Genomic DNA, 23,512 nt, shown 5'->3' on the forward strand with positions numbered 1-23,512 from the left:
GCCCGGCGCGCGGGGCGCGCCGCTACTTCACCGCCCCCAGGGACAGCCCCTGCACCAGCTTGTCCTGGGCGGCGAACCCGGCCGCCAGCACCGGCAGCGAGATCACCGTGGCCGCCGCGCAGACCTTGGCCAGGAAGAGGCCCTGACTGGTGACGAATCCGGTCAGGAACACCGGCGCGGTGCCCGCCACCACTCCGGTCAGCACCCGCGCGAAGAGCAGCTCGTTCCAGCTGAAGAGGAAGGAGATCAGCGCGGTGGCGGCGATACCGGGCATCGCCACCGGGCCGACGATCCGCAGCAGCGTGGTGGTGAGCCCCGCACCGTCCAGCGACGCCGCCTCCAACATCTCGACCGGCACCTCCGCGAGGAACGACCGCATCATCCACACCGCGATCGGCAGATTCATCGAGGTGTAGAGGAGGACCAGCAGCCAGATGTTGTCCAGCATCCCGGTGTTCTGCGCGACGAGATAGACCGGCAGCAACCCGGCCACCAGCGGCAGCATCTTCGTCGACAGGAAGAAGAACAGCACATCGCTCCACTTGCGTACCGGCCGGATCGACAGCGCGTACGCCGCCGGGACGGCGAGCACCAGCACCAGCAGCGTGGAGAGGACCGATGCGGTCACCGAGTTGACCAGCGGCGGCCACGGGCTGAGCCCGCCGCTCGCGCCGAAGAACTCGCGGTAGCCGTCGAGCGTCAGCGGGGCGGTGAGCGACGGTGGATTGGTCGCCGCGTCCTGCTCACCGTGGAGGGAGGTCAACACCATCCAGGCGACCGGCAGGAAGAACGCGAGGCCCGCGATCCAGGCCACCAGCCCCAGCAGGCCGTTGGTGCGGCGGCGGCGCCGCAGGGAGACGGGCGCGGTGGACGTGGTCATCGGGTGATCTCCTCGCGGAGCAGGGACGACACGGTACGCAGCGCGAAGGTCGCCACCAGCAGCGAACACAGCACGACCACCACCCCCTGCGCGGACGCCCGCCCGTAGTCATGGGCCTGGTAGAAGGTCTGGTAGAGCGTGTACGGCAGATTGGCGGTACCCAGACCGCCCGAGGTGAGGGTGAACACCGCGTCGAAGTTCTGCACCACGTACACCGTGCCCAGCAGCGCCGCCAGCTCCAGATAGCGGCGCAGATGCGGCAGCGTCAGATACCGGAAGATCGCGAACGCCCCGGCGCCGTCCATCCGCGCCGCCTCGATCGCATCCGCCGGCCGCGACTGCAGCCCGGCCAGCAGGATCAGCATCATGAACGGCGTCCACTGCCAGATCAGCGCCGCCTCGACGGCGACCAGCGGCGAGGAGGTCAGCCAGTCCGGCTGCGGCGCACCGTCACTGCCGAACAGCCGCCACACCGCGGTCAGCACGCCGTTGAACAGCCCGTACGACGCGTTGTAGAGCGCGTGCTTCCACAGCAGCGCGGCGGCCACCGGCACCACCAGGAACGGCGTGATCAGCAGCGTGCGGACCAGGCCCCGGCCGAAGAACTTCCGGTCCAGCAGCAGCGCAAGACCCAGCCCCAGCACCAGGCTGACCAGGACCACCGCCACCGTCAGCAGCACCGTCGTGACCACCGAGGCGCGCAGCGCCGGATCGGTGAGGACCGCGGCGTAGTTGTCGAGGGCGGCGAAGCCGCGCCGGTCCGGGGCGAGCGCGTTCCAGCGGGTGAAGGAGAGCACCACCGTGGCCACGAACGGCAGTTGGGTCACGATGATCAGGAAGACCAGCGCGGGCAGCAGCGGCGCCCGCCGCGCCCACTCCTTCGCCCGCCGGGCGGCCGGACCCCGGACGGGCGCCGTACCTGCGGACGCGGGCCCGCTCCGCACGGTCTCAGCGGTCGGTGTAGGCATCGGACACCTCCTGGGCGAGCCGCCGGCTCTCGGCGAGGGCCGCGGCCACGCTCTGTTTGCCGGCGAGGGCCGCACTGATCTCCTGCGACACCTTGGTGCCCAGGTCGGAGAATTCGGGTATGCCGACGAACTGGATGCCGGGCGCCGGGCGCGGCTGCACCCCCGGATCGTCGGGCCGCGCGGTGCGGATCGCCTCCTCCGTCGCGGCGGCGAAGGCACCGGACTCCTTGCGGTACTCCGGGTCGCGGTAGAGCGAGGCGCGTTTGCCGCCCGGCGCCCGTGACCAGCCCAATTCCTTGCCGACCAGCCGCTCGTAGCCCTTGCCGGACGCCCACGAGACGAACTTCCAGGCGGCATCCTGGTGACGGCTCGCCCGCTGCACGCCCCACGCCCAGGTGTAGAGCCACCCCGAACTCTTCGTCCGCTCCACCGGCGCCGGTACGTAACCGATCTTCCCGGCGACCTTGGAGCCGTCGCTCTCCAGCGACCCGGCGCCCGCCGTCGCGTCGTACCACATGGCGACCTTGCCCTGCTGCATGTCGTTGAGGCACTCGGTGTAGCCCGCCTGCGGGGCGCCCGGCTCGCCGTGCCGGCGGACCAGATCGACGTAGAACTGCGTGGCCCGGGTGAACTCGGGGGAGTCGACACGGGGTTTCCAGTCCTTGTCGAACCAGGTGCCGCCGAAGGTGTTGACGACGGTGGTCAGCGGCGCGGCCAGCTGTCCCCAACCGGGCTGCCCGCGCAGGCAGATGCCCTTCATGCCCTTCCGGGCGCCGTCCAGCTTCGCGGCCAGCGCGGCGACCTGACGCCAGGTCGGATGCGCGGGCATGGTCAGCCCCGCCGCGGCGAGGACGTCCTTGCGGTACATCAGGAACGACGACTCGCCGTAGAAGGGCTCGGCGTAGATCTTCCCGTCCGCCGCGGTCAGCGAGGAGCGGACCGGCGCCAGGATGTCCTGCTGGTCGAACTCCGGGTCCTGTGCGGCGCGTTCGCCCAGTGGCGTCAGCCAGCCGTTGCGGGCGTAGATCGGCGTCTCGTAGTTGCTCAGGCTCGCGACGTCGTACTGCCCGGCCTGGCTGGAGAAGTCCTGGCTCATCTTGTCGCGCAGATCGTCCTCCGGCAGCAGCGTGAAGTGCACCTTGATGCCGGTCCGCGCGGTGAAGTGCCGGGCGGTCAGCCGCTGGAGGTCCACCATCTGCGGGTTGTTGACCATCAGGACGTTGATCGCATCGCGGCCGTCGTTGCCGGTGTCACCGGCGCCGCGATAGCAGCCGGCGCAGGTCAGCGCCAGCGCCAGGGCGGCCGACGCCGCCGTGCGGGCCCGGCGGATTCCGGGGGAGCGTGCTCTCACGGCTCGTACCTTTCTGGACGTGTCCGGGCCGCCGCGCCGGGGGGACGCGGCGGCCCGCAGGGGGCGAGGGGCGGCCGGCGGGCCGCGGCGGTGGACGGAGGGGCGGAGCGGCACGGCCCGCCCGGGTCAGACCCGGAGCACCTGGGGCCCCAGGAGGGAGTAGCGGTGGGCCTCCGGTGCGGACAGCCCGGCGTCGGTGACGACGGTGTGCACGTCCCCGATCGCGGCGAACCGGCAGAAGCTGCTCGCCCCGAACTTGCTGTGCACCCCCACCAGCACCCGCCGCCGCGAGGACCGCACGGCCTGCTCCTTGACCTCCGCGACCGCCGGATCCGGCGTGGTCAGACCGTGCTCACGGGAGATGCCGTTGGCGCCGAGGAACGCCAGATCGATGACGAAGCGGGCGAGCATCTCCCGCGCCCACGAGCCGACGGTCGCCTGCGTCCCGCCGCGGACCCGGCCACCGGCCAGCAGCACCGTCGCGGACTCGTTGGCCGACACCAGCGAGGCGGTGCGCAGCGACGGGGTGATCACGGTCAGCGGCCGGTCGGCCGGGAGCAGCCCGGCGACCAGCTCCGGGGTGTACCCCTCGTCGACGAAGACCGTCTCCGCCTCACCGAGCAGCTGCGCCGCGGCAGCCGCGATCCGGCGCTTCTCGGGCACCTGCTGGGTCTCCCGGCGCGCCAGCGTCGTCTCGAACCCCGCGCTCTCGACCGGGTAGGCGGCGCCGTGGGTACGCCGTACCAGCCCGCGCCGCTCCAGCTCGCTCAGGTCCCGCCGGACGGTCTCCCGGGCGACGGCGAACTCCTCGGCCGCGTCGGCGACCTCCACCCGGCCGCGCTGCCGGGTGAGCACAAGGATCCGGTGCCGGCGTTCCTCGGCCCTCATCGTTCACTCCTGCGCTGTACGTCGGCCCGCCGGGCCCGGATGGGAGGATGCGCGCCGATCCGTTCGGTCATGGACCTGCCCGTTTCTGCCCGCCCGAGGTTTATAGCAACCGAACGGGGGCGCTCCGCCGCCCGCAGGGAGAGAAAAGTCGCCCGCTTCTGCCCGCACTCGCCCGCTCCGTGGCGGCCCGCCGGGCCGGCAGCCGCCCGTTTGCCCGCCCCCGACGGTCCGCGGGCATCTTCGGGCGCACGGACCCCGGCGAATTCCGGCCGGACCGGCTGACCGAATCGCTCCCGAATGACCGCAAAAGATCATCAACGGGCTCGGACGATCACTCGTGCGAGGGGTTCGGGACCGGCCCTGAGCGGCGGCGCAGCCCCCACCGCACCGCCGCACACCGGCCCGCCCGCCGGGGCACGCCCCGGCCGCACCGGCAGCCGCGGCGGCGAGGCCGAAGGCCGGGCCGCTTACGCTGGACGGCATGAGTGCGGAAATGCGATCGCTGGCGGTCACGCCACTCGTCCAGGCGGACGAGTGCGCGGTGCTGCGTGTCACGGGAGAGCTCGACCTCCGCACCGAGCAGGCATTTCTCGCCGAGGCCCGGTCCGTCGTCTCGGCCGGACACCGCTTCCTGGTGCTCGATCTGACCGCCCTGCGGTTCTGCGACTCCCGCGGCCTGAGCTGCCTGCTCGCCCTGGAATGGCTCTGCCGCCGCCTGGAGGGCCGCCTCCTCCTCGCCTCCCTGGGCGTCCGGATGCTGCGCCTCCTGGTGGGCACCCAGTCCCTCGGCGTCTTCTCCTGCTACCCCACCGTCGGCCACGCCCTGGCCACCGTCCCCCAGGCCAGCCGCCCCGTCTGGCCACCGGAGCCGGACGAGCCGCGGACCACCGAGGACCCGGACCGCGCACCGCAGACCGGCGGGCCGACACCGGCCTGAGCGCGGGCCCGTCCCACGGCACCCTTCCGCGCCATGTCCGATTGATACGCTGCGCCCGGCCGCAACGGGGAGAGGGGCATCAGGTGCCGGGTGCTGAGGTGGCGCAGGCGCGTCGCGGACGGTCGTCGCTCCGCCAGGAGGTGGCGGACGAGATCAAGCGCCACATGCTCGCCCACCGCATGCGCCCCGGCGACCTCCTGCCCACCGAGTCCGAGCTGTGCGCCACCCTCGGCGCCAGCCGCTCCAGCGTCCGCGAGGCGGTCAACTCCCTCGCCGCGCTCGACATCGTCGAGGTCCGCCACGGCCACGGCACCTACGTCGGCGGACTGGGGCTGTCGGCGCTCGCCGAGAGCGTCACCTTCCGCGGGCTGCTCAGCCCCGACGACGACTTCCGCGCCTACGCCGACCTCGTCGACGTCCGGGAACTCTTCGAACGCGGCAACGCCGACGGCATCGTCGCCGCCCTGACCCCCGCCCACCTCGACGCGCTGGACGGCCTGGTCACCGAGATGGCCCGGCACCCCGCGGGCGGCGAGGGCTTCACCGCCGCCGACCGCGCCTTCCACACCCTCCTCGTCGAACCCCTCGGCAACGACCTCATCAGCCAGCTCACCCAGGCGCTCTGGGACAGCTACGCGACCGTCGGCCCGCAGCTCGACCTCGTCACCCTCGACGACGAACGCCAGACCCTCGCCGCCCACCGCGCCATCGTCGACGCCGCCCGCTCCGGCGACGCGAGCGCCTTCGCGGCGGCGATCGGGGCACATTACGCACCGGTGCGGGGGCGGGTGGCGGCGGCACGGGGCGCCGCGGGGCGGCCGTAGCCGTCGGCGGGCGGGGGAGCGGGCGGGGTGCCCGTACGAGCCGCGTCCGGCCCGCCCGGACACCCGCCGGCACCGGCCCCCGGCACCGCCGCCCCCTCGCCCAACGCCTCGATCAGCGCCGCGACCGGCGGGCGCCGCCGGGCCACCGCGTCCACCGCCACCACGAGGTGCCGCTCCAGCGGGTCCGCCAGCCCGATCACGGCGACGCCCTCCGACCGCAGCCGCAGCATCAGATCCGTCACCGGCGCCACTCCCAGCCCCGCCGCGACCATCGCCAGTGACGTCGCGGTGTCGGTCACCTCGTGCGCCACCCGCGGCTCGAACCCGGCGCGGCGGCACGCGGTGCGCACCGCCCGCCCGTAGTACGAGGCGGGCGCCGGCAGGATCCACGCCAGCTCCGCCGCCCCGGCCAGCCGCAGGGTGCCGTCCGCCGCCTCCCGGGGCGGGTACCCGGCCGGTACCGCCAGCGCGAACCGCTCGGTCCGCAGCCGCACCAGCTCCACCTTGCCGTCGCGCGGCAGCGGCGCGTCCGGATAGTCCAGGCCCAGCGCCAGATCGACCCGCCCCGCACAGACCTCCGCGTACGCCTGGTCCACGTCCACCTCGCGGCTCACCACCCGTACCGCCGGATGCCGGGCGCGCAGCCGGCGCAGGGCCGGCGGGAGCAGGACCGCCGCGGCACTGCCGAAGACGCCCAGCACCAGCCGGCCGGCGACCTCGCCCCGGCCGCGCTCCAGCGCCGCCAGCGCCGCCGCCTGCGCCGCGAGGATCCGCTCGGCGTGCACCGCGAGGGTGCGCCCGGCGTCGGTCAGCTCCACCCGGCGGCCCGCCCGCCGCACCAGCTCCGCGCCGGTGGCCCGCTCCAGCGCGGCGATGTGCTGCGACACCGCGCCGGGCGTGTACCCCAGCGCCGCGGCGGCCGCGGTCATCGTGGCACCGCCGGCCAACTCCAGGAGCGTTCTGAGCTGCGGGCCCGGAAGTTCCATGGCGTCAATCTACGGGCGCGCGGTCCGCCGGGGGAGGGGGCCGCGGACGCCACCGCCGCGCGCCGTCCGCCCGGAATCCGCAGGACCCCTGAAAGATCACATGGAGCAACTCTCCATGGACGTCCGGCCGCCGGGGCCCCACCATCGAGGCACCCGGAGGCGCGCCGCGACGCCGCCCCGGGCCCGCCGGGCGGCGCCACCCGGCGGCGCACCGCCCCCGCACCCACCCAGGTACCGGACGACGGGAAGGCGAAACGATGGCTCCCACCACAGACCAGACCGACGGTCAGACCCCGGACCAGGCGCACCGGCCGGGCCCCGCCCCCACCCCGGCGGACCTGCCCGACCTCCCCGACCACGCCGACATCGTCATCGTCGGCGGCGGCGTCATCGGCGCCGGCATCGCCTTCCACCTCGCCGAGGCGGGCGCCGGGGACGTGCTCCTCCTCGAACGCGACCGCCCCGCCTCCGGCTCCTCCGGCAAACCCCTCGGCGGCGTCCGCGCGCAGTTCTCCGACCCGCTCAACATCCGCCTCGGCCAACGCAGCCTCGACGCCTGGCGCGACTTCGCCCGCCGCCCCGGCGCCGACATCGGACTGGAGCGGACCGGCTACCTCTTCCTCCTCGGCGACGCCGCCGAACGCGACCTCTTCGCCGCCGGCATCGAGCTGCAGAACTCCCTCGGCGTCCCCAGCCGCCTGATCACCCCGCGCGAGGCCCACGACCTGTGCCCGTACGCCGACCCGGACGCCCTCGTGGCCGCCGCCTGGTCACCCGCCGACGGCTACGCCCGCCCCGAGGCCGCCGTCACCGGCTATCTGCGCGCCGCCCGCCGCCTCGGCGCCCGCATCCGCACCCACTGCCCGGTCACCGCCGTCGACACCGCCGCCGCCCCCGGCCTCCAGGCGGTCCGCACCCCGCACGGCACGGTACGCACCCCCGTCGTCATCTGCTGCGCCGGTGCCTGGTCCGCGATCGTCGGCGAGATGGCCGGGGTGCGGCTGCCCGTCACCCCGCTGCGCCGCCAGATCGCCCTCACCGGCCCGCTGCGCCCGGCCCCGCCCCGCATCCCCTTCACCCTCGACTTCGCCTCCACCCTCTACTTCCACAACGACGCCGCCGACGGCCTCCTCCTCGGCCTCTCCGACCCCGCCCAGCGCCCCGGCTTCGACCGGAGCTTCAGCCGTGAATGGCTCGCCCCCTTCCGCGCCGCCGCCGAGCGCCGCGCCCCCGCCCTCGCCCGCCTCCCGGTCCGCGACGGCTGGGCCGGGCTCTACGAGATGACGCCGGACCGCAACGCCCTCATCGGCGAGGCGGACCGCGCCCCGAACCATCAGGGACGGTTCCTGTACGCGACGGGCTTCTCCGGCCACGGCTTCCTCCAGGCGCCCGCTGTCGGCGAGATCGTCCGCGACCTGTGCCTGCGCCGCACCCCGTTCCTCGACGTCTCCCCGCTCTCCGCCGCCCGCTTCGACGGCCCCACCCCCACCCGCCCCGAGGCCCACATCATCTGACCGCCCCCTGGAGGCTCCCGTATGGTCCCGACCTGGCGGCTGCGCGCCGCCTTCGCCCGCCGCCTGTCCGCCGTGTACGGCGCGGAGGTCCCCGCGTACACCACGCTCCTCGACGTCACCGCGCGGATCAACGAGGAGACCGTGCGCCGCGACGGACACACGGGACACCTCGGCGGACTAGACCGCGTCACCGCCGAACGGCACGGCGCCATCCGCGTCGGCACCCCGGACGAACTCCGCCAGGCGGGCGCGGTCTTCGCCGCACTCGGCATGCACCCGGTCGGCTTCTACGATCTGCGCGACGGACCGGGCGCCGTCCCCGTCGTCTCCACCGCCTTCCGCCCCCTCGACGCCGAGGAGCTGGAACGCAACCCGTTCCGCGTCTTCACCTCCCTGCTCACCCCCGACGACCGCCGCTTCTTCGACGACGCTCTCGCCCGCCGCCTCGGCACCTTCCTCGGCCGCCGCACCCTCTTCCCGCCCGAACTCCTCACCCTGGCCGCCCGCGCCGAGGACGCCGGCGGTCTGCCCGACGCGGCGGCCGACCGCTTCCTGACCCTCGCCACCGACGCGTTCGCGCTCTCCGCCGAGCCCGTCGACCGCGCCTGGTACGAGGAGCTGTCCCAGGTCAGCGCCGTCGCCGCGGACATCGGAGGCGTCACCACCACCCACCTCAACCACCTCACCCCGCGCGTCTTGGACATCGACGCCCTCTACCGGCGGATGACCGACCACGGCATCACCATGATCGACCGCATCCAGGGCCCGCCCCGCTGGGACGGCCCCGACGTCCTGCTGCGCCAGACGTCGTTCCGGGCACTCTCCGAACCCCGCGCCTTCCGCGAGGCGGACGGCCGCGTCACCGACGGCACCCTGCGCGTCCGCTTCGGCGAGGTCGAGGCGCGTGGCATCGCCCTCACCCGCACCGGACGCGCCCGCTACGACGCCCTCACCGCCGAGACCGACCGGCGCACCGCCGGCTCCGGCACCGCCGCGGAGCACGCCGCCACCGCCCGCGCCGTCTGGGAGGCCGGATTCCCCCGCACCGAACGCCAACTCGCCACCGACGGCCTCGCGTTCTTCACCTACGCCCCGGCCCTCACCCGCCCCCGCGACGGCCGCCGCCCGCCCGACGACCTCGCCGCCCTCCTCGACCAGGGCTGGCTGACCGCCCGCCCGATCGTCTACGAGGACTTCCTCCCGCGCTCCGCCGCCGGGATCTTCCGCTCCAACCTCACCCGCGACACCACCCGCGACGCGGAGCGCACCGCGGCCCCCTACGACGCCGACCGTCTCGCCGCCGCCCTCGACCGCCCCGTCCACGACCCGTTCGCCCGCTACGCCGACCGCAGCCTCACCACGCTGCGGCAGGCCCGCCGCGCGCTGGGTCTCGCCCCGACGCCCGAGGAGTCCGCATGAGCCACCCCACCACCGACGCCCTCCGCGAGCGGGCCGCCGCCGCCCTCGCCCGCTGCGGCGCCACCACCACCCTCGACCCGGCAGCCGTCCCCTCCGGCGCCGCGCTCACCGCCCGTACGCCGCTGACCGGCGGCACCCTCGGGACGCTGCCGGCCACCACGGCCGACGAGGCGGCGGCCGCGCTCGCCGCCGCCACCCGCGCCTTCCGCACCTGGCGGACCGTCCCCGCACCGCGCCGCGGCGCGCTCGTCAAGCGGCTCGGCGCGCTGATCGAGGCCCACCGGGACGACCTCGCCGACCTGGTGACCCTCGAAGCGGGCAAGATCCGCTCCGAGGCGCTGGGCGAGGTCCGCGAGATGACCGACATCTGCGACTTCGCGGTGGGCCTCTCCCGCCAGCTCCACGGCCGCACCATCGCCGGGGAACGCCCCGGCCACCGGCTGAGCGAGACCTGGCACCCGCTCGGCGTCACCGGCGTCATCACCGCCTTCAACTTCCCCGTCGCCGTCTGGTCCTGGAACGTCGCGCTCGCCCTCGTCTGCGGCGACCCGGTCGTCTGGAAACCCTCCGAACTCACCCCGCTCACCGCCCTCGCCTGCACCGCCCTGCTGGAGCGGGCCGCCGCCGGCACCGACGCGCCGGACGGCCTGCACCAGCTGCTGCTCGGCGGCCCCGACCTCGGTACGCTCCTCGCCGGCGACTCCCGGGTGGCGCTGGTCAGCGCGACCGGCTCGGTACGGATGGGCCGCGCCGTGGCGCCCCGCGTCGCCGCCCGCTTCGGCCGGACCCTGCTGGAGCTGGGCGGCAACAACGCCGCCGTCGTCGCCCCCTCCGCCGACCTCGACCTCGCCGTCCGCGGCATCGTCTTCGCCGCCGCCGGAACCGCCGGCCAGCGCTGCACCACCCTGCGCCGCCTGATCGTCCACGAGGACGTCGCCGACCGCCTGCTGCCGCGCATCGCCGACGCCTACCGCAGCCTCACCGTCGGCGACCCGTTCGCCGAGACCACCCTCGTCGGCCCGCTCGTCCACCACGGCGCCCGCGACGCCATGCACGAGGCGCTGGCCGCCGCCCGCCGCGACGGCGGCACCGTCCTGGCCGGCGGCGAGGCGTGCCTGACCGCTGAGGCGCCGGACGCCGCCTACGTCCGCCCGGCGCTGGTCCGGATGGACCGGCAGACCGCCGTCGTCCGCACCGAGACCTTCGCCCCGATCCTCTACGCGCTCACCTACCGCACCCTGGACGAGGCCATCGCCCTCAACAACGAGGTCCCGCAGGGCCTTTCGGCCGCGATCTTCACCCGGGACCAGCGGGAGGCCGAGCGTTTCCTCGCCGCCGACGGCTCCGACTGCGGCATCACCAACGTCAACCTCGGCACCTCGGGCGCCGAGGTCGGCGGTGCGTTCGGCGGCGAGAAGGAGACCGGCGGCGGCCGCGAATCGGGCTCCGACGCCTGGCGCGGCTACATGCGCCGCGCCACCAACACCGTCAACTACTCCGACGCGCTCCCGCTCGCCCAGGGCGTCACGTTCCTGTGAGGGCGCCGCTCCCGGGCCCTGTCACCGCGCCGCGGACGGGGCGGCGGCCACAGGCCCCGGGGCCCGGGAGCGGCCCGGTCAGCGGGCCCCGCCCAGATCCCGGACCAGCGTCGGCGAGGGCCGCGGGATCTCCCCGAAGTCCTCGTCGTCGCCGTCCACCGTCAGCCGGTTGATCACGCCCTCCAGCGCGGGCGGCAGCGTCGGCGCGAGCCCGCTGTGCCACTGCACGAGCAGGTTGTGCCGGGCGGCGTCCGGCAGCAGCTGACGGGTGTCGAACGCCGGGATCTGCCGCCGCTCCTCGTCCGGCGAGTGCGCCGCCTGCTCCCGCCAGTACGCCGCGTCCCGGAAGTCGCCGTTGCGGCGGTGCGCCAGATAGAGGCAGTACGCCGCGGTCCGGCTCCCCGCCCCGGCGCCGAAGTGCCACCAGAAGTGCGCCGCCTCGCTCCGCCCCGTGATGTGCAGCAGACAGGCGAAGACCAGCGCGCCCTCCGGGTCGATACGGTGCTCGTCGACCAGCCGCTCCAGACTGGCCGCCGCCGCGGCCGCGTTCACCACCAGCGCACAGGCCAGCTCCAGCTCGTGCGTCGCCTCGTCCCGCGCACTGGGATACGCACTGGGCGCACCCCGCTCGGGCCGGACCGCCGGGGGCACGGCGCTCCCCGGGCCCGCCGCCGCGCCGTCGGCGTCCAGCAGCCCGAAGCCGTCGAGGACACCGCGGTCGTCGAGCTCCCCGAACCCTTCCAGACCGTCGATGTCGGCGACCGCCGCGGCGGCGTCGAGCAGCGCCTCGACGGTGTCGCGCCGACCGGTGTCGTGGATCGATGTCATGGCCGGTTCCCCCTCGTGTCTCCCTGATCCATTCCGAGCGCCGTGGCGAGCCTGCGCCGGCCCCGGCTGGCGTGCGAACGGACGGTGGCCTCGTCGACGCCGAGCAACGCCGCGATCTGCGCATCGCCGTACCCGATCACATGCCGCAGCACGATCACGTCGCACTGCCGCTCCGGCAGCCGGGCGATCGCCGCGTACAGGCCCAACTGGCTCTCCAATAACGCGAACTGCGCCTGGAACTCCCGCAGCAGCGCCTTGGTGACCACCGCGAACGCCGCGGTCCCGCTGAGCGCGGTGGGCTGCCGGTGGTCGTAGAGCCACTCCACGACGCACTCCTTGAGGAGCGCCCAGGCGAACGCCTCCACCGACGCCTGCCGCAGCGCGTGCGGCCACACGGCGGCCAGCCGGCGGAAGGCGCCGCGGGTCACCTCGACGGCGGCGTCGCGTCCCCCGGTGTGCAGATACGCGTACTTGAGCCACTTGCGCGCATGGGTGGTGTGGAACGCCTCGAAGGAGAGCGACAGCTGACGGTCCGTCTCCGTCTCCGCATCCGCGTCCCTGCTCCCGAGGGTGCTCGGGTCGGCGTACCGGCTCATGTACGCCCCTCGTGCGTGCGCCGGGCATATCGCTCCCGCGCGCCCTGGCACGCCCCGCGTACGCCGGTGGTGAAGAGGGGGCGCGCGGGCAGTGCCGTACGGGCGACTGCCGGGGGCCGCCGGGCCCTGCTGGTCGTCCGCCGCGCCGCCGCCGGTCGGGCGTGCGCCCCGGTGGACGCGGGCGGGAGCCGGTGCCGGTATACGCTCACGAGCCGTCCTCGTTCCGTTCGCCGTGCACCGCCGGCCCCGGTGCGTCAGACGCCGGGGGAGCGGCGGGAGGACGGTTGTCCTCCCTTCCAATGAACAGGAAAGTGCACCCATTTGTGGCACGGGGGAGAAGAAATCCGCCGTCGGGTATTCATATGACCGCGTGCGACCGGGGGCACGGGCGCGGGCCGCCTCTGCGCGCCCGGCGCACGCCGTCCGCCCCGGCGTGCGCCCCGGCCGCCGGGGTGCCACGGTGCGGCCCGTGACGGTGGTGCGGTGCGGTGCCACAATCGATCATGGCCGCCGTGCGGCGGTCCGCCGACAGGGGAGGCTGGACACGATGAGCGACCAGAGCACATCAGGGGTGGACCTGCAGCTGGACCGGGCCCATTCGGCCCGTATCTACGATTACTTCCTCGGCGGCAAGACCAACTTCCTGGCCGACCGGATGGCGGCCGGAAAGGTCCTCGGGGTCTTCCCCGGCGCGCTGGTCGCCGCCCGCATCAACCGCGAGTTCATGCACCGCGCCACCCGCTTCCTCACCGAATCGGGCATCCGTCAGTTCCTCGACATAGGCACCGGCATCCCCACCCCGCCCAACCTCCACGAGATCGCCCAGTCCGTGGCGCCCGACGCCCGCGTCGTCTACACCGACAACGACCCGATCGTCCTCGCCCACGCCGCCGCGCTGCTGCAGAGCACCCCCGAGGGCCGCACCGCCTACGTCCAGGCCGACGCCCACGACCCCGGCGGCATCATGGCGGCCCCCCAGCTCCTGGCGGCGCTGGACCTCACCCGGCCGGTGGGCCTGAGCCTGAACGCCCTGATGCACTTCGTCACCGACGACGGCGAGGGCCGCGCCCACGCCATCGTCGAGGCCCTCAAGGACGCGGTGCCCAGCGGCTCCACCCTCGCGATGACCCACGCCACGCCGGACTTCGCACCCGAGGCGATGGCGGGCATCGTCGAGATCTACGGCGCCGCCGGGACCGCCCTGCAGTTCCGCACCCGCGCGGAGTTCGTCCGCTTCTTCGACGGCTGGGACCTGCTGGAGCCCGGCATCACCCTCTCCCACCAGTGGCGCCCCGACCGCCCCGAGGACGCCACCCACGTCACCGACGCGGAGGCGGCCTGCTACGCGGCCATCGCCCGCAAACCGTGAGGGCGGGCGGCGGGACGCCGCCCCCGGCCCGGAGCCCGGCGGCCGCCCGCACCGACGGCCGCCGGGCCCGCCTCACTCCTTCCGGTACCCGTACGCCTCCCCGGCCGCGGTCGCCACCGCCGCGAGGTCGGCGCCGGTGGACGCGGTCACCACGGCGGCCACCGCGCCCTCCAGGAACGGCGCGTCCACCAGCCGGGCGCCCTCGGGGAGTTCGTCGCCCTCCGCCAGCATCGCCTTCACGGTCAGTACCGCACTGCCCAGGTCGACGAGGAGCGCGACGCCCGCCCCGCCGTCCACCGAGCGGGCCGCCTCGGCGATCAGCTCCGCGCTGGTGCCCAGGCCGCCGTCCGGGGTGCCGCCCGCCGCGGCCACCGGTGCCTGCGCGCCGCCCGCCAGCCCGAGGGCGAGCGCCGCCACCGACTCCGCCACCGGCCCGCTGTGCGACACCAGCACGGTGCCGACCGTCCCGGCCACCGCGTTCCGCCCGGTCATCGCGCCACCTCCGCGAGCGCCGCGAACAGCAGCGCCGACGAGGCCGCGCCGGGATCCTCGTGCCCGATGCTGCGCTCCCCGAGATAACTCGCGCGCCCCTTACGGGCCTGGAGCGGCACGGTGGCCCGCGCGCCCTCACCGGCCGCCTCGGCCGCCGCCGCGAAGCCGTCCGTCAGCGCGGTCACCGCCGGGTCCAGCGCATCCAGCATCGTCTTGTCGCCCGGCGCCGAACTGCCGAGCTGCCCCACCGCGTCCACCCCGGCGCGCAGCCCGTCCCGCAGCTGTTCGAGTCCTACCTGCTCCGCGTCGCCGAGGGCCTTGCCCGTCCGCCGCAGCAGCGTGCCGTAGAGCGGACCGGACGCGCCGCCGACGGTGGAGACCAGCGTCTTCCCCGCCGTGACCAGGACGGCACCGGGTGTCGCCGGGGGCTCCTTCTCCAGGGTGGTGCGGACGGCGGTGAAGCCGCGCTTGAGGTTGCTGCCGTGGTCGGCGTCGCCGATCGCGGAGTCCAGATCGGTGAGGTGGCCGGCCTCCCGGTCGACGGCGGCGGCGACCGCCGTCATCCACCGGACGAAGAACGCGGCATCCAGGACCGTTTCGGACACGTGACTCTCCTCTGCTCGTGGCGCTGCAGGTGGTACGGACGGTACGGGCACCCGGACGTCCCCCGGGCGCGGGGCGGCGGTGCCGGTGCGGTTCAGCGGCCCCACCGCAGCCCCGCGGTCTGCACCGGCGCGTCCCACAGCCGTAGCAGCTCCTTGTCCACCTGGCAGAGCGTCACCGAGGCGCCCGCCATGTCCAGCGAGGTCACATAGTCGCCGACCAGGGTGCGGGCCACCGCCACCTCGCGGTCGGCGAGCCGCCGGTGCACCTCGGCCGCGAAGCCGTACAGCTCCAGCAGCGGCGTCGCTCCCGCGCCGTTGACCAGCACCAGCACCGGCAACTCCGGCTGCAGGTCGTCGACGACGGCGTCCACCGCGACCTCCGCGATCTCCCGGGACGTCATCATCGCCCGCCGCTCCCGCCCCGGCTCACCGTGGATGCCGACGCCCAACTCCAGCTGCCCTGCGGGCAGATCGAAGGTCGGGCTGCCCTTGGCCGGGGTCGTACAGGCGGCGAGCGCCACCCCGAAACTGCGGGACGCGCCGACGACCTGCCGGGCGAGCGCCTCGACCCGCTCCAGCGGCGCGCCCTCCTCGGCCGCCGCCCCGGCGATCTTCTCCACGAAGAGGGTGGTGCCGGTGCCGCGGCGGCCCGCGGTGAACGTCGAGTCGGTCACCGCCACGTCGTCGTCGACCAGCACACTGGCGACCGTGACGCCCTCGTCCTCGGCCAGCTCCGCCGCCATCCGGAAGTTCAGCACGTCGCCGGTGTAGTTCTTCACGACGAACAGCACACCCGCCCCGCTGTCCACGGCGGCCGCCGCCCGCACCATCTGGTCGGGCACCGGCGAGGTGAACACCTCCCCGGGGCACGCCGCGTCCAGCATCCCCGGCCCGACGAACCCGCCGTGCAGCGGCTCGTGCCCGCTGCCGCCCCCGGAGATCAGCGCGACCTTCCCGGCCACCGGCGCGTCCCGCCGCACCACCACCCGGTTCTCGACGTCCACGACCAACTCGGGGTGGGCCGCCGCCATACCGCGCAGCGCGTCCGCCACGACGGTCTCGGCGACGTTGATGAGCATCTTCAACGGTTCCTCCTGCGATGGATCCCGGCCACCCCGTACGGGCCCGGCCGGACGGCGGACGACACCGCCCAGTATCGAAGAGCCGGGCCCGAACGGTGGGGCGACGCGGGGAATCGGTCGCCCCGGACGGTCCGGAAGATCCGCAGGCGGCGACGGCGGCCCGTCCCGCAGGGCTCAGCGGGTGGTGTAGCCCCCGTTCAGGAAGAGCGTCTGACCGTTGGCCCACCAGCCGTCGGTCAGCAGCATCCGCACCCACGGCACGATGTCCTCGATCCTGGTGAGGTCGCCGTTCATCGCGGACGCCTTGTGGAACGCGACGGAGTCGTCGTCCTCCGCCGGATAGAAGAACGGGGTGTCCATCGGCCCCGGCGCGATGTTGTTGACCGAGATGTTCCGCCCGAACAGCTCCTTCGACAGGGCCCGTGCGAAGTGCTCCACGGGCGCCTTGCTCCCCGCGTACGAGGAGTACAGCCCGGTGTAGGCGGCCAGCAGCGAGGTGACGACCGTGACGATCTTCCCGCCGTCCTCGATCCGCCGGGCGGCCTCCTTCATCACGAAGAACGCGGCCTTGGAGTTGACCGCGAACATCCGGTCGTACTCCTCCTCCGTGATCTCCGTCATCGGCTTCTTCAGCACCATCCCGGCCGTGTTGACGCTGATGTCGAGCTTCCCGAAGCGGCCGACGACCTCGTCGAAGGCGCGCGCCACCTCGGCCGGCCGGGTCAGATCCGCCTGGAGCGCGAACGCCTCACCGGGCCCGGCGTTGATCCGCGCGACGACGTCCTCGGCCTTGGCCCGGGAGGAGTCGCTGTTGTAGTGGACCGCGACCAGGGCGCCCTCCGCGCCGAGGGTGCCGGCGATCAGTCCGCCGAGATTGCGCGACGCGCCGCCGATGAAGGCGGCCTTCCCCTGGAGCGTGGTGTCCGGCTTGCTGACCATGTCGGCCTCCTGTGTGTGGTGGCGAACGGTGGGGCCCGGCCCGGCCGTGCCCTGCCCCACCAGCCTCACCGGCCCCGGCCCGGCCGGTCCGGGACGATCCGCCGGCCGCAGGCACGCACCGCCCGCCGCGGAGGCCGCCCGGCCCGGCCACCGGTGCCCCGCGACCCGCTCGGAACAACCTCACCGCTTTACCCCGAACGGGTGATCTCGTAGCGCTTTTTGGCTCTTGCGGGGGCTTGCCCGGTCACGTGATCGTGAGGGCCCCGTCCCCTCACGGAAGGAACCCACCCGGTGGCGCACCGTAAGGTCTATCTGGCGGTCGGCAGGACGCACACGCGGATCCACCGCTTCGACCCCCTCGACGGGGACACCCGTGTCGTCGAGAACGTCCCGGCGTACGGGCCCGGCTACACCGCCATGGGCGCGCAGTACCGCGGCGACGACACCGAACCGCTGCTGCTGGCCGTCAGCGGCAACATACTGATCACCATCGACGTGGTCGCCGGCACGCTCCGCGAGGACAGCGTCGAAGGGCTCCCGTCGACCTCGCAGTGGTTCGACGGCGACACCAGCCCCGACGGGAAGACCCTCCTGGTCATGGGCGAGCCCGACGCCCCGGCCTACACGATCGACATCGCCGCGCGGAAGGCCACCCCCGGCAACCGGCCCGGCGGCGGCCGCTGGGACGACTTCTCCGCCCGCCCCGGGGACGGCCACCTCTTCTCCGTCGAGGGCGACAACGGCGACCTGCTCCTCATCGACCCCGCCCGGGACCCGATGCGGACCGTCGCGGCGCGGCGCGTCTTCCCGCCCGCCGAGGCCAGCGCCTCGGCCCACTCCCGTAAGTCCTACGCCGCGACCTTCTTCGACCAGGACGGCCGCTTCTTCGCCGTCGACTCCGCCGGGAACGTCAACACCCTCGACCTGTCCGTCACCGAGGTGCACGAGAAGGCGCAGCGCATCGGCGGTGGCAAGATCCCCGTCGGCGACCTGGAGGTGGTCAACGGCGCGGGCCGCATCACGCCCCTGCCGGTGCGGGTCAGCTACGACGAGATCACCCTCACGAAGCGGGCCGTCCAGGCGTGGGAGAGCGGCGATCCGCGGGGCAAGGTCTACAGCGTCGAGCTGACCCTCACGGCAGCGCCGAAGCACGGCGGCGAGGCGCGGGACGTCCGGCGGTTCCGGATCTCCTTCGACCTTCCGACGGTCCCCGGCGCCAAGGTCACCGCGTCCGGCGTCGCCGTGCTGTGCCAGGACGGCAAGGCGTATCTGGAGGCGGAGCAGGACCAACTCCTCAGCGCCGGTGCCTCCCGCCCCATCGCCGTGCAGATCACCGTGCCGGGCGACCCACAGGCGCTTCCGGCGGAATATCCGCTCGACGGGCTGAAGGCGACGCGGTTGGCGTGAGGGCGGCGAAGGGGCTTCGGGCGTAACCCCGTTCCGCTCGGCTGTACGGGGAGCCGGCCTGCGTCCGGGCCGCGGTGAGCCGGTAGGGAAAGCGGCGGTCCGGGAGGATTCCCGGACCGCCGCTGCGGGCCCGCCGCCGTCCGCGGGCCGATGCGCCCGTCAGCCCTGGCAGCGGGCGGCCTGCTCGAAGTACTGCTGTGCCTGATCGGCGTAGCTCTGTGCCTGCTTCTGGTATTCGGCGGCCTTCTGCATGTCGCCGCGGGCGGCCGCTTCCTGTGCCTGGCGCCCGGCTACCTCGGACAGGCGCTTGTACTCGTTCCCCTTGTCCCGCAGCTCCTGCGCGTTGCAGGAGGAGGCCGTGGCGGTGGCGGAGACGGTGGTGGGCTGGGCCGCGCTCGCCGCGGAGGCGCCGAGGGCGACCGGTGCGGCTGCCGCCACCGTGACGACGGCCGCGGAGACGAGAACACGCTTGAACTTACGCATGGAACGCACCTTTCGTTGGTGGTGTTTCTGAGGGTCGGCCCTCGGGGGGAGGCTAACGGCGCGAGGGACGCCGAAGGCGCCGGGCGACGGGCGGAGGCGCGACCGGATGCGGAAGCTCAACGCGGCTGCACGGTAAGGCGCTTGACGTGGCATTTATACGCGGACGGCAAAGCGGACGGCCGCCTCCGGCCTCCCTCACCCCGTCAAACCCAGCTCCCCGGCGAGGCGTTCGCGGTGCCAGGAGGGCGTGCCGAGGAGCTGGGCCGAGCCGTAGGCGCGCTTGAAGTAGTGGTGGGCCTGGTGTTCCCAGGTGAGGGCGATGCCGCCGAGGAGCTGGAGCATCTCGCCGGCCACCGCGGTGAACGCCTCCGAGCAGGCGGACTTGGCGGCGGCGGCCAGCCGGGGCAGGGCGGGGGAGCGGTCGTCGGCGGCGCAGGCGGCGGCCAGGGCGGCGGTGCGGGCCGCCTCGACCTGGACGTAGGCGTCGGCCAGCCGGTGCTTGACCGCCTGGAAGGAGCCGATGGGGCGGCCGAACTGGTGGCGGGTCCCGGCGTAGGCGACGGTGGCCTCCAGGCAGTGTGCGGCGGCGCCGGTCTGCTCGGCGGCGAGTGCGGTGGCCGCCAGGTCCAGGACATGGGCCAGCACCCGCGCGCCGTCGCCGTCGGCGCCGAGCAGCCGCCCCCCGGCGCCGTCGAGGACGATCCGGGCCTGGGCCCGCGTGGAGTCCACCGGGACCAGGGCCTCGCGCCGGGCCCCCGGATCGTCGGCGGGCACCTCGAAGAGCGCGAGGCCGCGGGCGGTGCGCGCCGCCACCAGCAGCAGTCCGGCGTCGGCGCCGTCCAGGACGTGTTCCTTGACGCCGGTGAGGCGCCAGCCCCCGTCCGGCCCGGCGACCGCCTCGGTCCGGATCCGCGCCGGGTCCCACGAGCCGCCCTCCGCCCAGGCCAGGGCGCCCACCACCGCCCCGGAGGCGAGGCCGGGCAGCAGCCGGACGCGGGCCCGCTCGTCCCCGGTGGCCAGGAGCGCCTGCGTGGTCAGGACCGCCGAGCCGAGGAACGGCAGCGGGCTCAGCGTCCGGCCCAGCTCCGCGAGGACGACATGGAGTTCGCGGGCGCCGCCGCCGGTGCCGCCGTACTCCTCGGGGACGCCGAGCCCGGCGATGCCGATCTGTTCGGTCAGCGGGCGCCAGGCGGCCACGCCCTCGTACCGGGTGAGCACCGCGCGGACCGCCGTCCCCAACTCCCGCTGTTCCGCCGTCAGTCGCACCGTCTGCTCCTTCGCTGCCGTCGTGGTGCCGGATGCCGTACCGGTCCGGCCGTCACGGGGCCAGGACGCGGGCGCGGTGCGCGGCGGGGGTGCCCCAGGCGTCGCGCAGGGCGCGGGCCTTGCGGATCCACAGGGACAGATCGGGCTCCTCGGTGTAGCCGAGGGCGCCGTGCAGCTGGAGCGCGGTGCGTGCCGCCGCGTACGCCGCCTCACCGGCCGCGACCTTCGCCGCCGGGACGGTGCGGTCGTCCGCCGCGCCCCGCGCCAGGGCGAGCGCCGCCGCGTACACCAGCGGTTCGGCGAACTCCAGGCCCAGCAGGGTGTCGGCCAGCCGGTGCTTGACCACCTGGAAGGAGCCGACGGGGACGCCGAACTGCGTCCGCTCGCGGACGTATCCGACGGTCGCGTCGAGCAGCGCCCGGCCCAGCCCCAGCGCCTGGGCGGCCGTCACCAGCGCCGCCACCCCGGCCGCCCGCTCCGCCGCCGCCCGCACCTGCGGCCCTTGCACGAGAACGGTCCCGGCGCCCGGCCGGGCGAGCCGCCGCGCCGGATCGGCGGACCGCTGCACCGGCCCCGCCGACTCCGCCCGCCGCAGCGCGTCCCCCTCGACGACCAGCACCGCATCGGCGGCGTCGGCGTCCAGCGCGTACGGCTGTTCCGCCGAGAGCAGACAGAGGGAGACGAGGGAGCGCCCGGCGGCGATCCGGGGGAGGAGGTCGGCCGCGAGGCCGTCGGGGAGGGAGCCGCCGGTGGCGGTCGCGGCCCGCCCCGATCCGTCCGGATCGCCCAGCAGAGCCGCCGCCGCGACCGTCTCCACGAGCGGACCCGGCACCGCGTGGCGCCCCAACTCGACGAAGGCGGCGACGAGTTCGACCGGATGCAGTCCCGTTCCGCCGTGCCGCTCGGGGACCGCCAGGGCGAACACCCCGATGTCGGCGAGTCTGCCCCACAGCGCGCGGCCGGGGCCCGGATCGCCGGCCGCCCAGGCCCGTACCGTCGCGGGCGTACCGGCCGCGCCGAGCATCGTGTCCAGCGTCCGGGCGAACTCCCGCTGTTCGCGGTCGAGGAGGAACCGCATCAGCGTCGCCCCTTCGGCAGGCCGAGCAGGCGCTCGGCGATGATGTCGCGCTGGATCTCGTTGGTGCCCGCGTAGAGCGGACCGGCGAGCGCGAAGACATGGCCCTCCGCCCACCGGCCGTGGGCGGGCGCCTCCGCGGCGCCGTCGGCGAGTTCGCCGTACGGACCGAGCAGATCGAGCGCGGTCTCGTGCAGCGCGAGGTCCAGCTCCGACCAGAAGACCTTGTTGAGGCTGGACTCCGCGCCGATCGGCTCCCCGGCGGCGAGCCGGGCGGCGGCCGCGTGGGTGAACAGGCGGTACGCCTCGGCGCCGATCACCGCGTCGGCGACCCGGTCGCGCAGCGCCGTGTCCTCCGGGGCGCCGCGCTCGCGCCAGAGCGCGGCCAGCCGCGCCGCGGCGGCGGTGAACCGGCCGGGGCTGCGCAGCGTCAGCCCGCGTTCGTTCCCGGCGGTGGACATCGCGACGCGCCAGCCGTCACCGGGGGCGCCGATGACGTCCTCGTCGGGGACGAAGACACCGTCCAGGAAGAGTTCGGCGAAGGCGGGCTTGCCGTCGAGGCGGCCGATCGGCCGGACCGTCACCCCGGGCGCGTCCAGCGGGAACATCAGATACGTCAGCCCGTGGTGCGGGCGCGCGCCGCGCCCGCTGCGGAAGAGGCCGAAGGCGCGGTCGGCGAAGGCGGCCCGGGACGACCAGGTCTTCTGGCCGTCGAGCAGCCAGCCGCCGTCGGTACGGGTCGCCGTCGAGCGCAGCGCCGCCAGGTCCGATCCGGCCTCCGGCTCCGACCACGCCTGCGCCCAGATCGTCTCGCCGTGCGCCATCGGTGGCAGGATCCGCGCGCGCTGGGCGTCGGTGCCGTGCTCCAGCAGCGTGGGCGCGAGGAGGTTGACGCCGTTCTGCGCGACCCGGCCGGGGGCGCCCGCCGCGTGGTACTCCTCCTCGAAGAGCAGCCACTCCGTGATGCCGACGCCCCGGCCGCCGTACCGCTCGGGCCAGGACACCGCGGACCAGCGACCGGCGCCCAGCGTCCGCTCCCACGCGCGGTGGGCGGCGAAACCCTCGGCCGTCTCCAGGGACGGCAGCGGCTCCGCGGGGACGTGGTCGGCGAGCCAGGCGCGGGCCTCGTCGCGGAAGGCGCGCTGTGCGGCGGTGAGGTCGAGGTCCATCAGGATCCGTCCTCCTTCATGGCCCGGACGTCCATCCCGCCGAGTGCGTCCCGGGAGGTCTCCGCGTTGTGCGCATGGGCGAGGTGGTGCAGGCCGAAGACGGAGTCGAGGCCGGTGTGCAGGCCCTGGAGGTCCTCGGCCTGGTTGACCGCGCGCTTGGTCAGCGCCAGGCCCATCCGCGGCTGCCCGGCGATCCGGGTCGCCAACTCCAAGGTGGCATAGAGGAGTTGCTCGCGCGCGACGACGCGGTTGACCATGCCCAGTTCGTAGGCGCGGGCGGCGCTCATCCGGTCACCGGTGTAGAGGAACTCCTTGGCGATGCGCGGCGGCATCACCCAGGGATGGGCGAAGTACTCGACGCCGGGGATGCCCATCCGGACCACCGGATCGGCGAAGAACGCGTCCTCGGAGGCGATGATCAGGTCACAGATCCAGGCCAGCATCAACCCGCCCGCCACACAGGCGCCCTGGACGCAGGCGAGCACCGGTTTGGGCAGCTCCCGCCAGCGGCGGCACATGCCGAGGTAGACCTCCGACTCGCGGGCGTAGCGGCTCTCGGCGCCCTGCTTGTCCGAGTGGTCCCACCACAGTCCGGCCGCGCGGTCGAACGGCAGATGGGCGTCGCGCTCGGGGGTGCCGATGTCGTGACCGGCCGAGAAGTGCTTGCCCGCGCCCGCGAGAACGACGGTCTTGACGCCGTCGTCGTCGGCCGCGCGGTAGAAGGCCCGGTCCAGTGCGTACGTCATCGCGGAGTTCTGGGCGTTGCGGTAGGCGGGGCGGTCCATGGTGATCAGGGCCACCGGGCCCCGGGTCTCGTAGCGGACCGGCTCCGTCGGGGCAGTGGACATCCGCCCTCCTTCCCTAACAAGTGTTTGGTAGGTTAACGTACCGGCCGG

The 23,512-nt window shown here is 74.5% G+C and carries 23 protein-coding genes; 7 read left to right on the forward strand and 16 right to left on the reverse strand.

The genetic code is table 11. The features are described from left to right. Window positions 1-22: 22 nt before the first annotated feature. The 4 genes from ACZ4U4_RS13800 to ACZ4U4_RS13815 form a co-directional block, all read right to left on the reverse strand. Complete coding sequence (locus tag ACZ4U4_RS13800) at window positions 23-880, reverse strand: carbohydrate ABC transporter permease (RefSeq protein WP_467872846.1); 858 nt, start codon at window positions 878-880, stop codon at window positions 23-25. Further along, the gene (locus ACZ4U4_RS13805) at window positions 877-1,848 is read right to left on the reverse strand and encodes a carbohydrate ABC transporter permease (protein ID WP_467872848.1); all 972 of its coding nucleotides are present in this window, start codon (window positions 1,846-1,848) and stop codon (window positions 877-879) included. Before ACZ4U4_RS13805 ends, ACZ4U4_RS13800 begins: the two co-directional genes overlap by 4 nt. Then, window positions 1,829-3,199 (reverse strand): ABC transporter substrate-binding protein, encoded by a 1,371-nt coding sequence (locus ACZ4U4_RS13810; protein WP_467872851.1) that lies wholly within the window; start codon window positions 3,197-3,199, stop codon window positions 1,829-1,831. Before ACZ4U4_RS13810 ends, ACZ4U4_RS13805 begins: the two co-directional genes overlap by 20 nt. A gap of 126 nt (window positions 3,200-3,325) precedes the next feature. Continuing rightward, complete coding sequence (locus tag ACZ4U4_RS13815; RefSeq protein WP_467872853.1) at window positions 3,326-4,087, reverse strand: DeoR/GlpR family DNA-binding transcription regulator; 762 nt, start codon at window positions 4,085-4,087, stop codon at window positions 3,326-3,328. Window positions 4,088-4,568: 481 nt separating this feature from the next. Between ACZ4U4_RS13815 and ACZ4U4_RS13820 the strand changes: the two genes are divergently transcribed. Next, window positions 4,569-5,024, forward strand: coding sequence for an STAS domain-containing protein (locus tag ACZ4U4_RS13820; protein ID WP_467872855.1), 456 nt, complete (start codon window positions 4,569-4,571; stop codon window positions 5,022-5,024). A gap of 98 nt (window positions 5,025-5,122) precedes the next feature. Beyond that, entirely contained in the window at window positions 5,123-5,848 is a 726-nt protein-coding gene (locus ACZ4U4_RS13825) for a FadR/GntR family transcriptional regulator (protein WP_467873136.1), read from the forward strand. Here the strand turns inward: ACZ4U4_RS13825 and ACZ4U4_RS13830 are convergent. Further along, window positions 5,791-6,834 (reverse strand): LysR family transcriptional regulator, encoded by a 1,044-nt coding sequence (locus tag ACZ4U4_RS13830; protein ID WP_467872857.1) that lies wholly within the window; start codon window positions 6,832-6,834, stop codon window positions 5,791-5,793. The genes ACZ4U4_RS13825 and ACZ4U4_RS13830 overlap by 58 nt on opposite strands. Window positions 6,835-7,091: 257 nt before the next feature. Here ACZ4U4_RS13830 and ACZ4U4_RS13835 point away from each other — a divergent pair, with 257 nt between their 5' ends. The 3 genes from ACZ4U4_RS13835 to amaB are packed head-to-tail and all read left to right on the forward strand — an operon-like array spanning window position 7,092 to window position 11,305. After that, window positions 7,092-8,348 carry an NAD(P)/FAD-dependent oxidoreductase gene (locus ACZ4U4_RS13835; protein ID WP_467872859.1) on the forward strand — a complete coding sequence of 419 codons (1,257 nt, stop codon included), beginning with the start codon at window positions 7,092-7,094 and terminating at the stop codon, window positions 8,346-8,348. A gap of 21 nt (window positions 8,349-8,369) precedes the next feature. Further along, complete coding sequence (gene hglS, locus ACZ4U4_RS13840; RefSeq protein ID WP_467872861.1) at window positions 8,370-9,767, forward strand: 2-oxoadipate dioxygenase/decarboxylase; 1,398 nt, start codon at window positions 8,370-8,372, stop codon at window positions 9,765-9,767. After that, window positions 9,764-11,305, forward strand: coding sequence for an L-piperidine-6-carboxylate dehydrogenase (amaB, locus tag ACZ4U4_RS13845; RefSeq protein ID WP_467872864.1), 1,542 nt, complete (start codon window positions 9,764-9,766; stop codon window positions 11,303-11,305). The genes hglS and amaB overlap by 4 nt, the downstream gene beginning before the upstream one ends. A gap of 78 nt (window positions 11,306-11,383) precedes the next feature. Here amaB and ACZ4U4_RS13850 read toward each other — a convergent pair whose 3' ends face one another. Both ACZ4U4_RS13850 and ACZ4U4_RS13855 read right to left on the reverse strand, forming a co-directional pair. Next, a complete protein-coding gene (locus ACZ4U4_RS13850; RefSeq protein ID WP_467872866.1) occupies window positions 11,384-12,133 on the reverse strand; it encodes a hypothetical protein in 750 nt (249 codons plus the stop codon). Further along, a complete protein-coding gene (locus ACZ4U4_RS13855; RefSeq protein WP_467872869.1) occupies window positions 12,130-12,729 on the reverse strand; it encodes an RNA polymerase sigma factor in 600 nt (199 codons plus the stop codon). The genes ACZ4U4_RS13850 and ACZ4U4_RS13855 overlap by 4 nt, the downstream gene beginning before the upstream one ends. A 547-nt stretch (window positions 12,730-13,276) precedes the next feature. Here ACZ4U4_RS13855 and ACZ4U4_RS13860 point away from each other — a divergent pair. Continuing rightward, window positions 13,277-14,098, forward strand: coding sequence for an SAM-dependent methyltransferase (locus tag ACZ4U4_RS13860; RefSeq protein WP_467872871.1), 822 nt, complete (start codon window positions 13,277-13,279; stop codon window positions 14,096-14,098). 72 nt (window positions 14,099-14,170) lie between these two features. Here the strand turns inward: ACZ4U4_RS13860 and ACZ4U4_RS13865 are convergent, their stop codons facing one another. From ACZ4U4_RS13865 to ACZ4U4_RS13880, 4 genes are all read right to left on the reverse strand, one after another. Beyond that, the gene (locus ACZ4U4_RS13865) at window positions 14,171-14,590 is read right to left on the reverse strand and encodes a PTS-dependent dihydroxyacetone kinase phosphotransferase subunit DhaM (protein WP_467872874.1); all 420 of its coding nucleotides are present in this window, start codon (window positions 14,588-14,590) and stop codon (window positions 14,171-14,173) included. After that, window positions 14,587-15,153, reverse strand: a complete 567-nt coding sequence (gene dhaL, locus ACZ4U4_RS13870; RefSeq protein ID WP_467873139.1) for a dihydroxyacetone kinase subunit DhaL — start codon at window positions 15,151-15,153, stop codon at window positions 14,587-14,589. The genes ACZ4U4_RS13865 and dhaL overlap by 4 nt, the downstream gene beginning before the upstream one ends. A gap of 134 nt (window positions 15,154-15,287) precedes the next feature. Continuing rightward, window positions 15,288-16,280, reverse strand: a complete 993-nt coding sequence (gene dhaK / locus ACZ4U4_RS13875; RefSeq protein WP_467872876.1) for a dihydroxyacetone kinase subunit DhaK — start codon at window positions 16,278-16,280, stop codon at window positions 15,288-15,290. Window positions 16,281-16,451: 171 nt separating this feature from the next. After that, on the reverse strand, window positions 16,452-17,216 hold the full coding sequence (locus ACZ4U4_RS13880; protein WP_467872879.1) for an SDR family oxidoreductase: 765 nt from the start codon (window positions 17,214-17,216) through the stop codon (window positions 16,452-16,454). A gap of 291 nt (window positions 17,217-17,507) precedes the next feature. Here ACZ4U4_RS13880 and ACZ4U4_RS13885 point away from each other — a divergent pair, with 291 nt between their 5' ends. Further along, a complete protein-coding gene (locus tag ACZ4U4_RS13885; protein WP_467872882.1) occupies window positions 17,508-18,623 on the forward strand; it encodes a hypothetical protein in 1,116 nt (371 codons plus the stop codon). A gap of 159 nt (window positions 18,624-18,782) precedes the next feature. On the opposite strand, the gene ACZ4U4_RS13890 is transcribed toward ACZ4U4_RS13885, so the two are convergent. The 5 genes from ACZ4U4_RS13890 to ACZ4U4_RS13910 form a co-directional block, all read right to left on the reverse strand. Next, window positions 18,783-19,106, reverse strand: coding sequence for a hypothetical protein (locus ACZ4U4_RS13890; RefSeq protein ID WP_467872884.1), 324 nt, complete (start codon window positions 19,104-19,106; stop codon window positions 18,783-18,785). Between the two features lie 195 nt (window positions 19,107-19,301). Continuing rightward, the gene (locus tag ACZ4U4_RS13895; RefSeq protein ID WP_467872887.1) at window positions 19,302-20,372 is read right to left on the reverse strand and encodes an acyl-CoA dehydrogenase family protein; all 1,071 of its coding nucleotides are present in this window, start codon (window positions 20,370-20,372) and stop codon (window positions 19,302-19,304) included. A gap of 52 nt (window positions 20,373-20,424) precedes the next feature. Then, window positions 20,425-21,450, reverse strand: coding sequence for an acyl-CoA dehydrogenase family protein (locus ACZ4U4_RS13900; RefSeq protein WP_467872890.1), 1,026 nt, complete (start codon window positions 21,448-21,450; stop codon window positions 20,425-20,427). Next, window positions 21,450-22,616 (reverse strand): acyl-CoA dehydrogenase family protein, encoded by a 1,167-nt coding sequence (locus tag ACZ4U4_RS13905; RefSeq protein ID WP_467872893.1) that lies wholly within the window; start codon window positions 22,614-22,616, stop codon window positions 21,450-21,452. Before ACZ4U4_RS13905 ends, ACZ4U4_RS13900 begins: the two co-directional genes overlap by 1 nt. Beyond that, window positions 22,616-23,464 (reverse strand): enoyl-CoA hydratase, encoded by an 849-nt coding sequence (locus tag ACZ4U4_RS13910; protein ID WP_467872895.1) that lies wholly within the window; start codon window positions 23,462-23,464, stop codon window positions 22,616-22,618. Before ACZ4U4_RS13910 ends, ACZ4U4_RS13905 begins: the two co-directional genes overlap by 1 nt. Window positions 23,465-23,512: the final 48 nt, after the last annotated feature.

This window comes from Streptomyces sp. NPDC029159 (assembly GCF_055564055.1).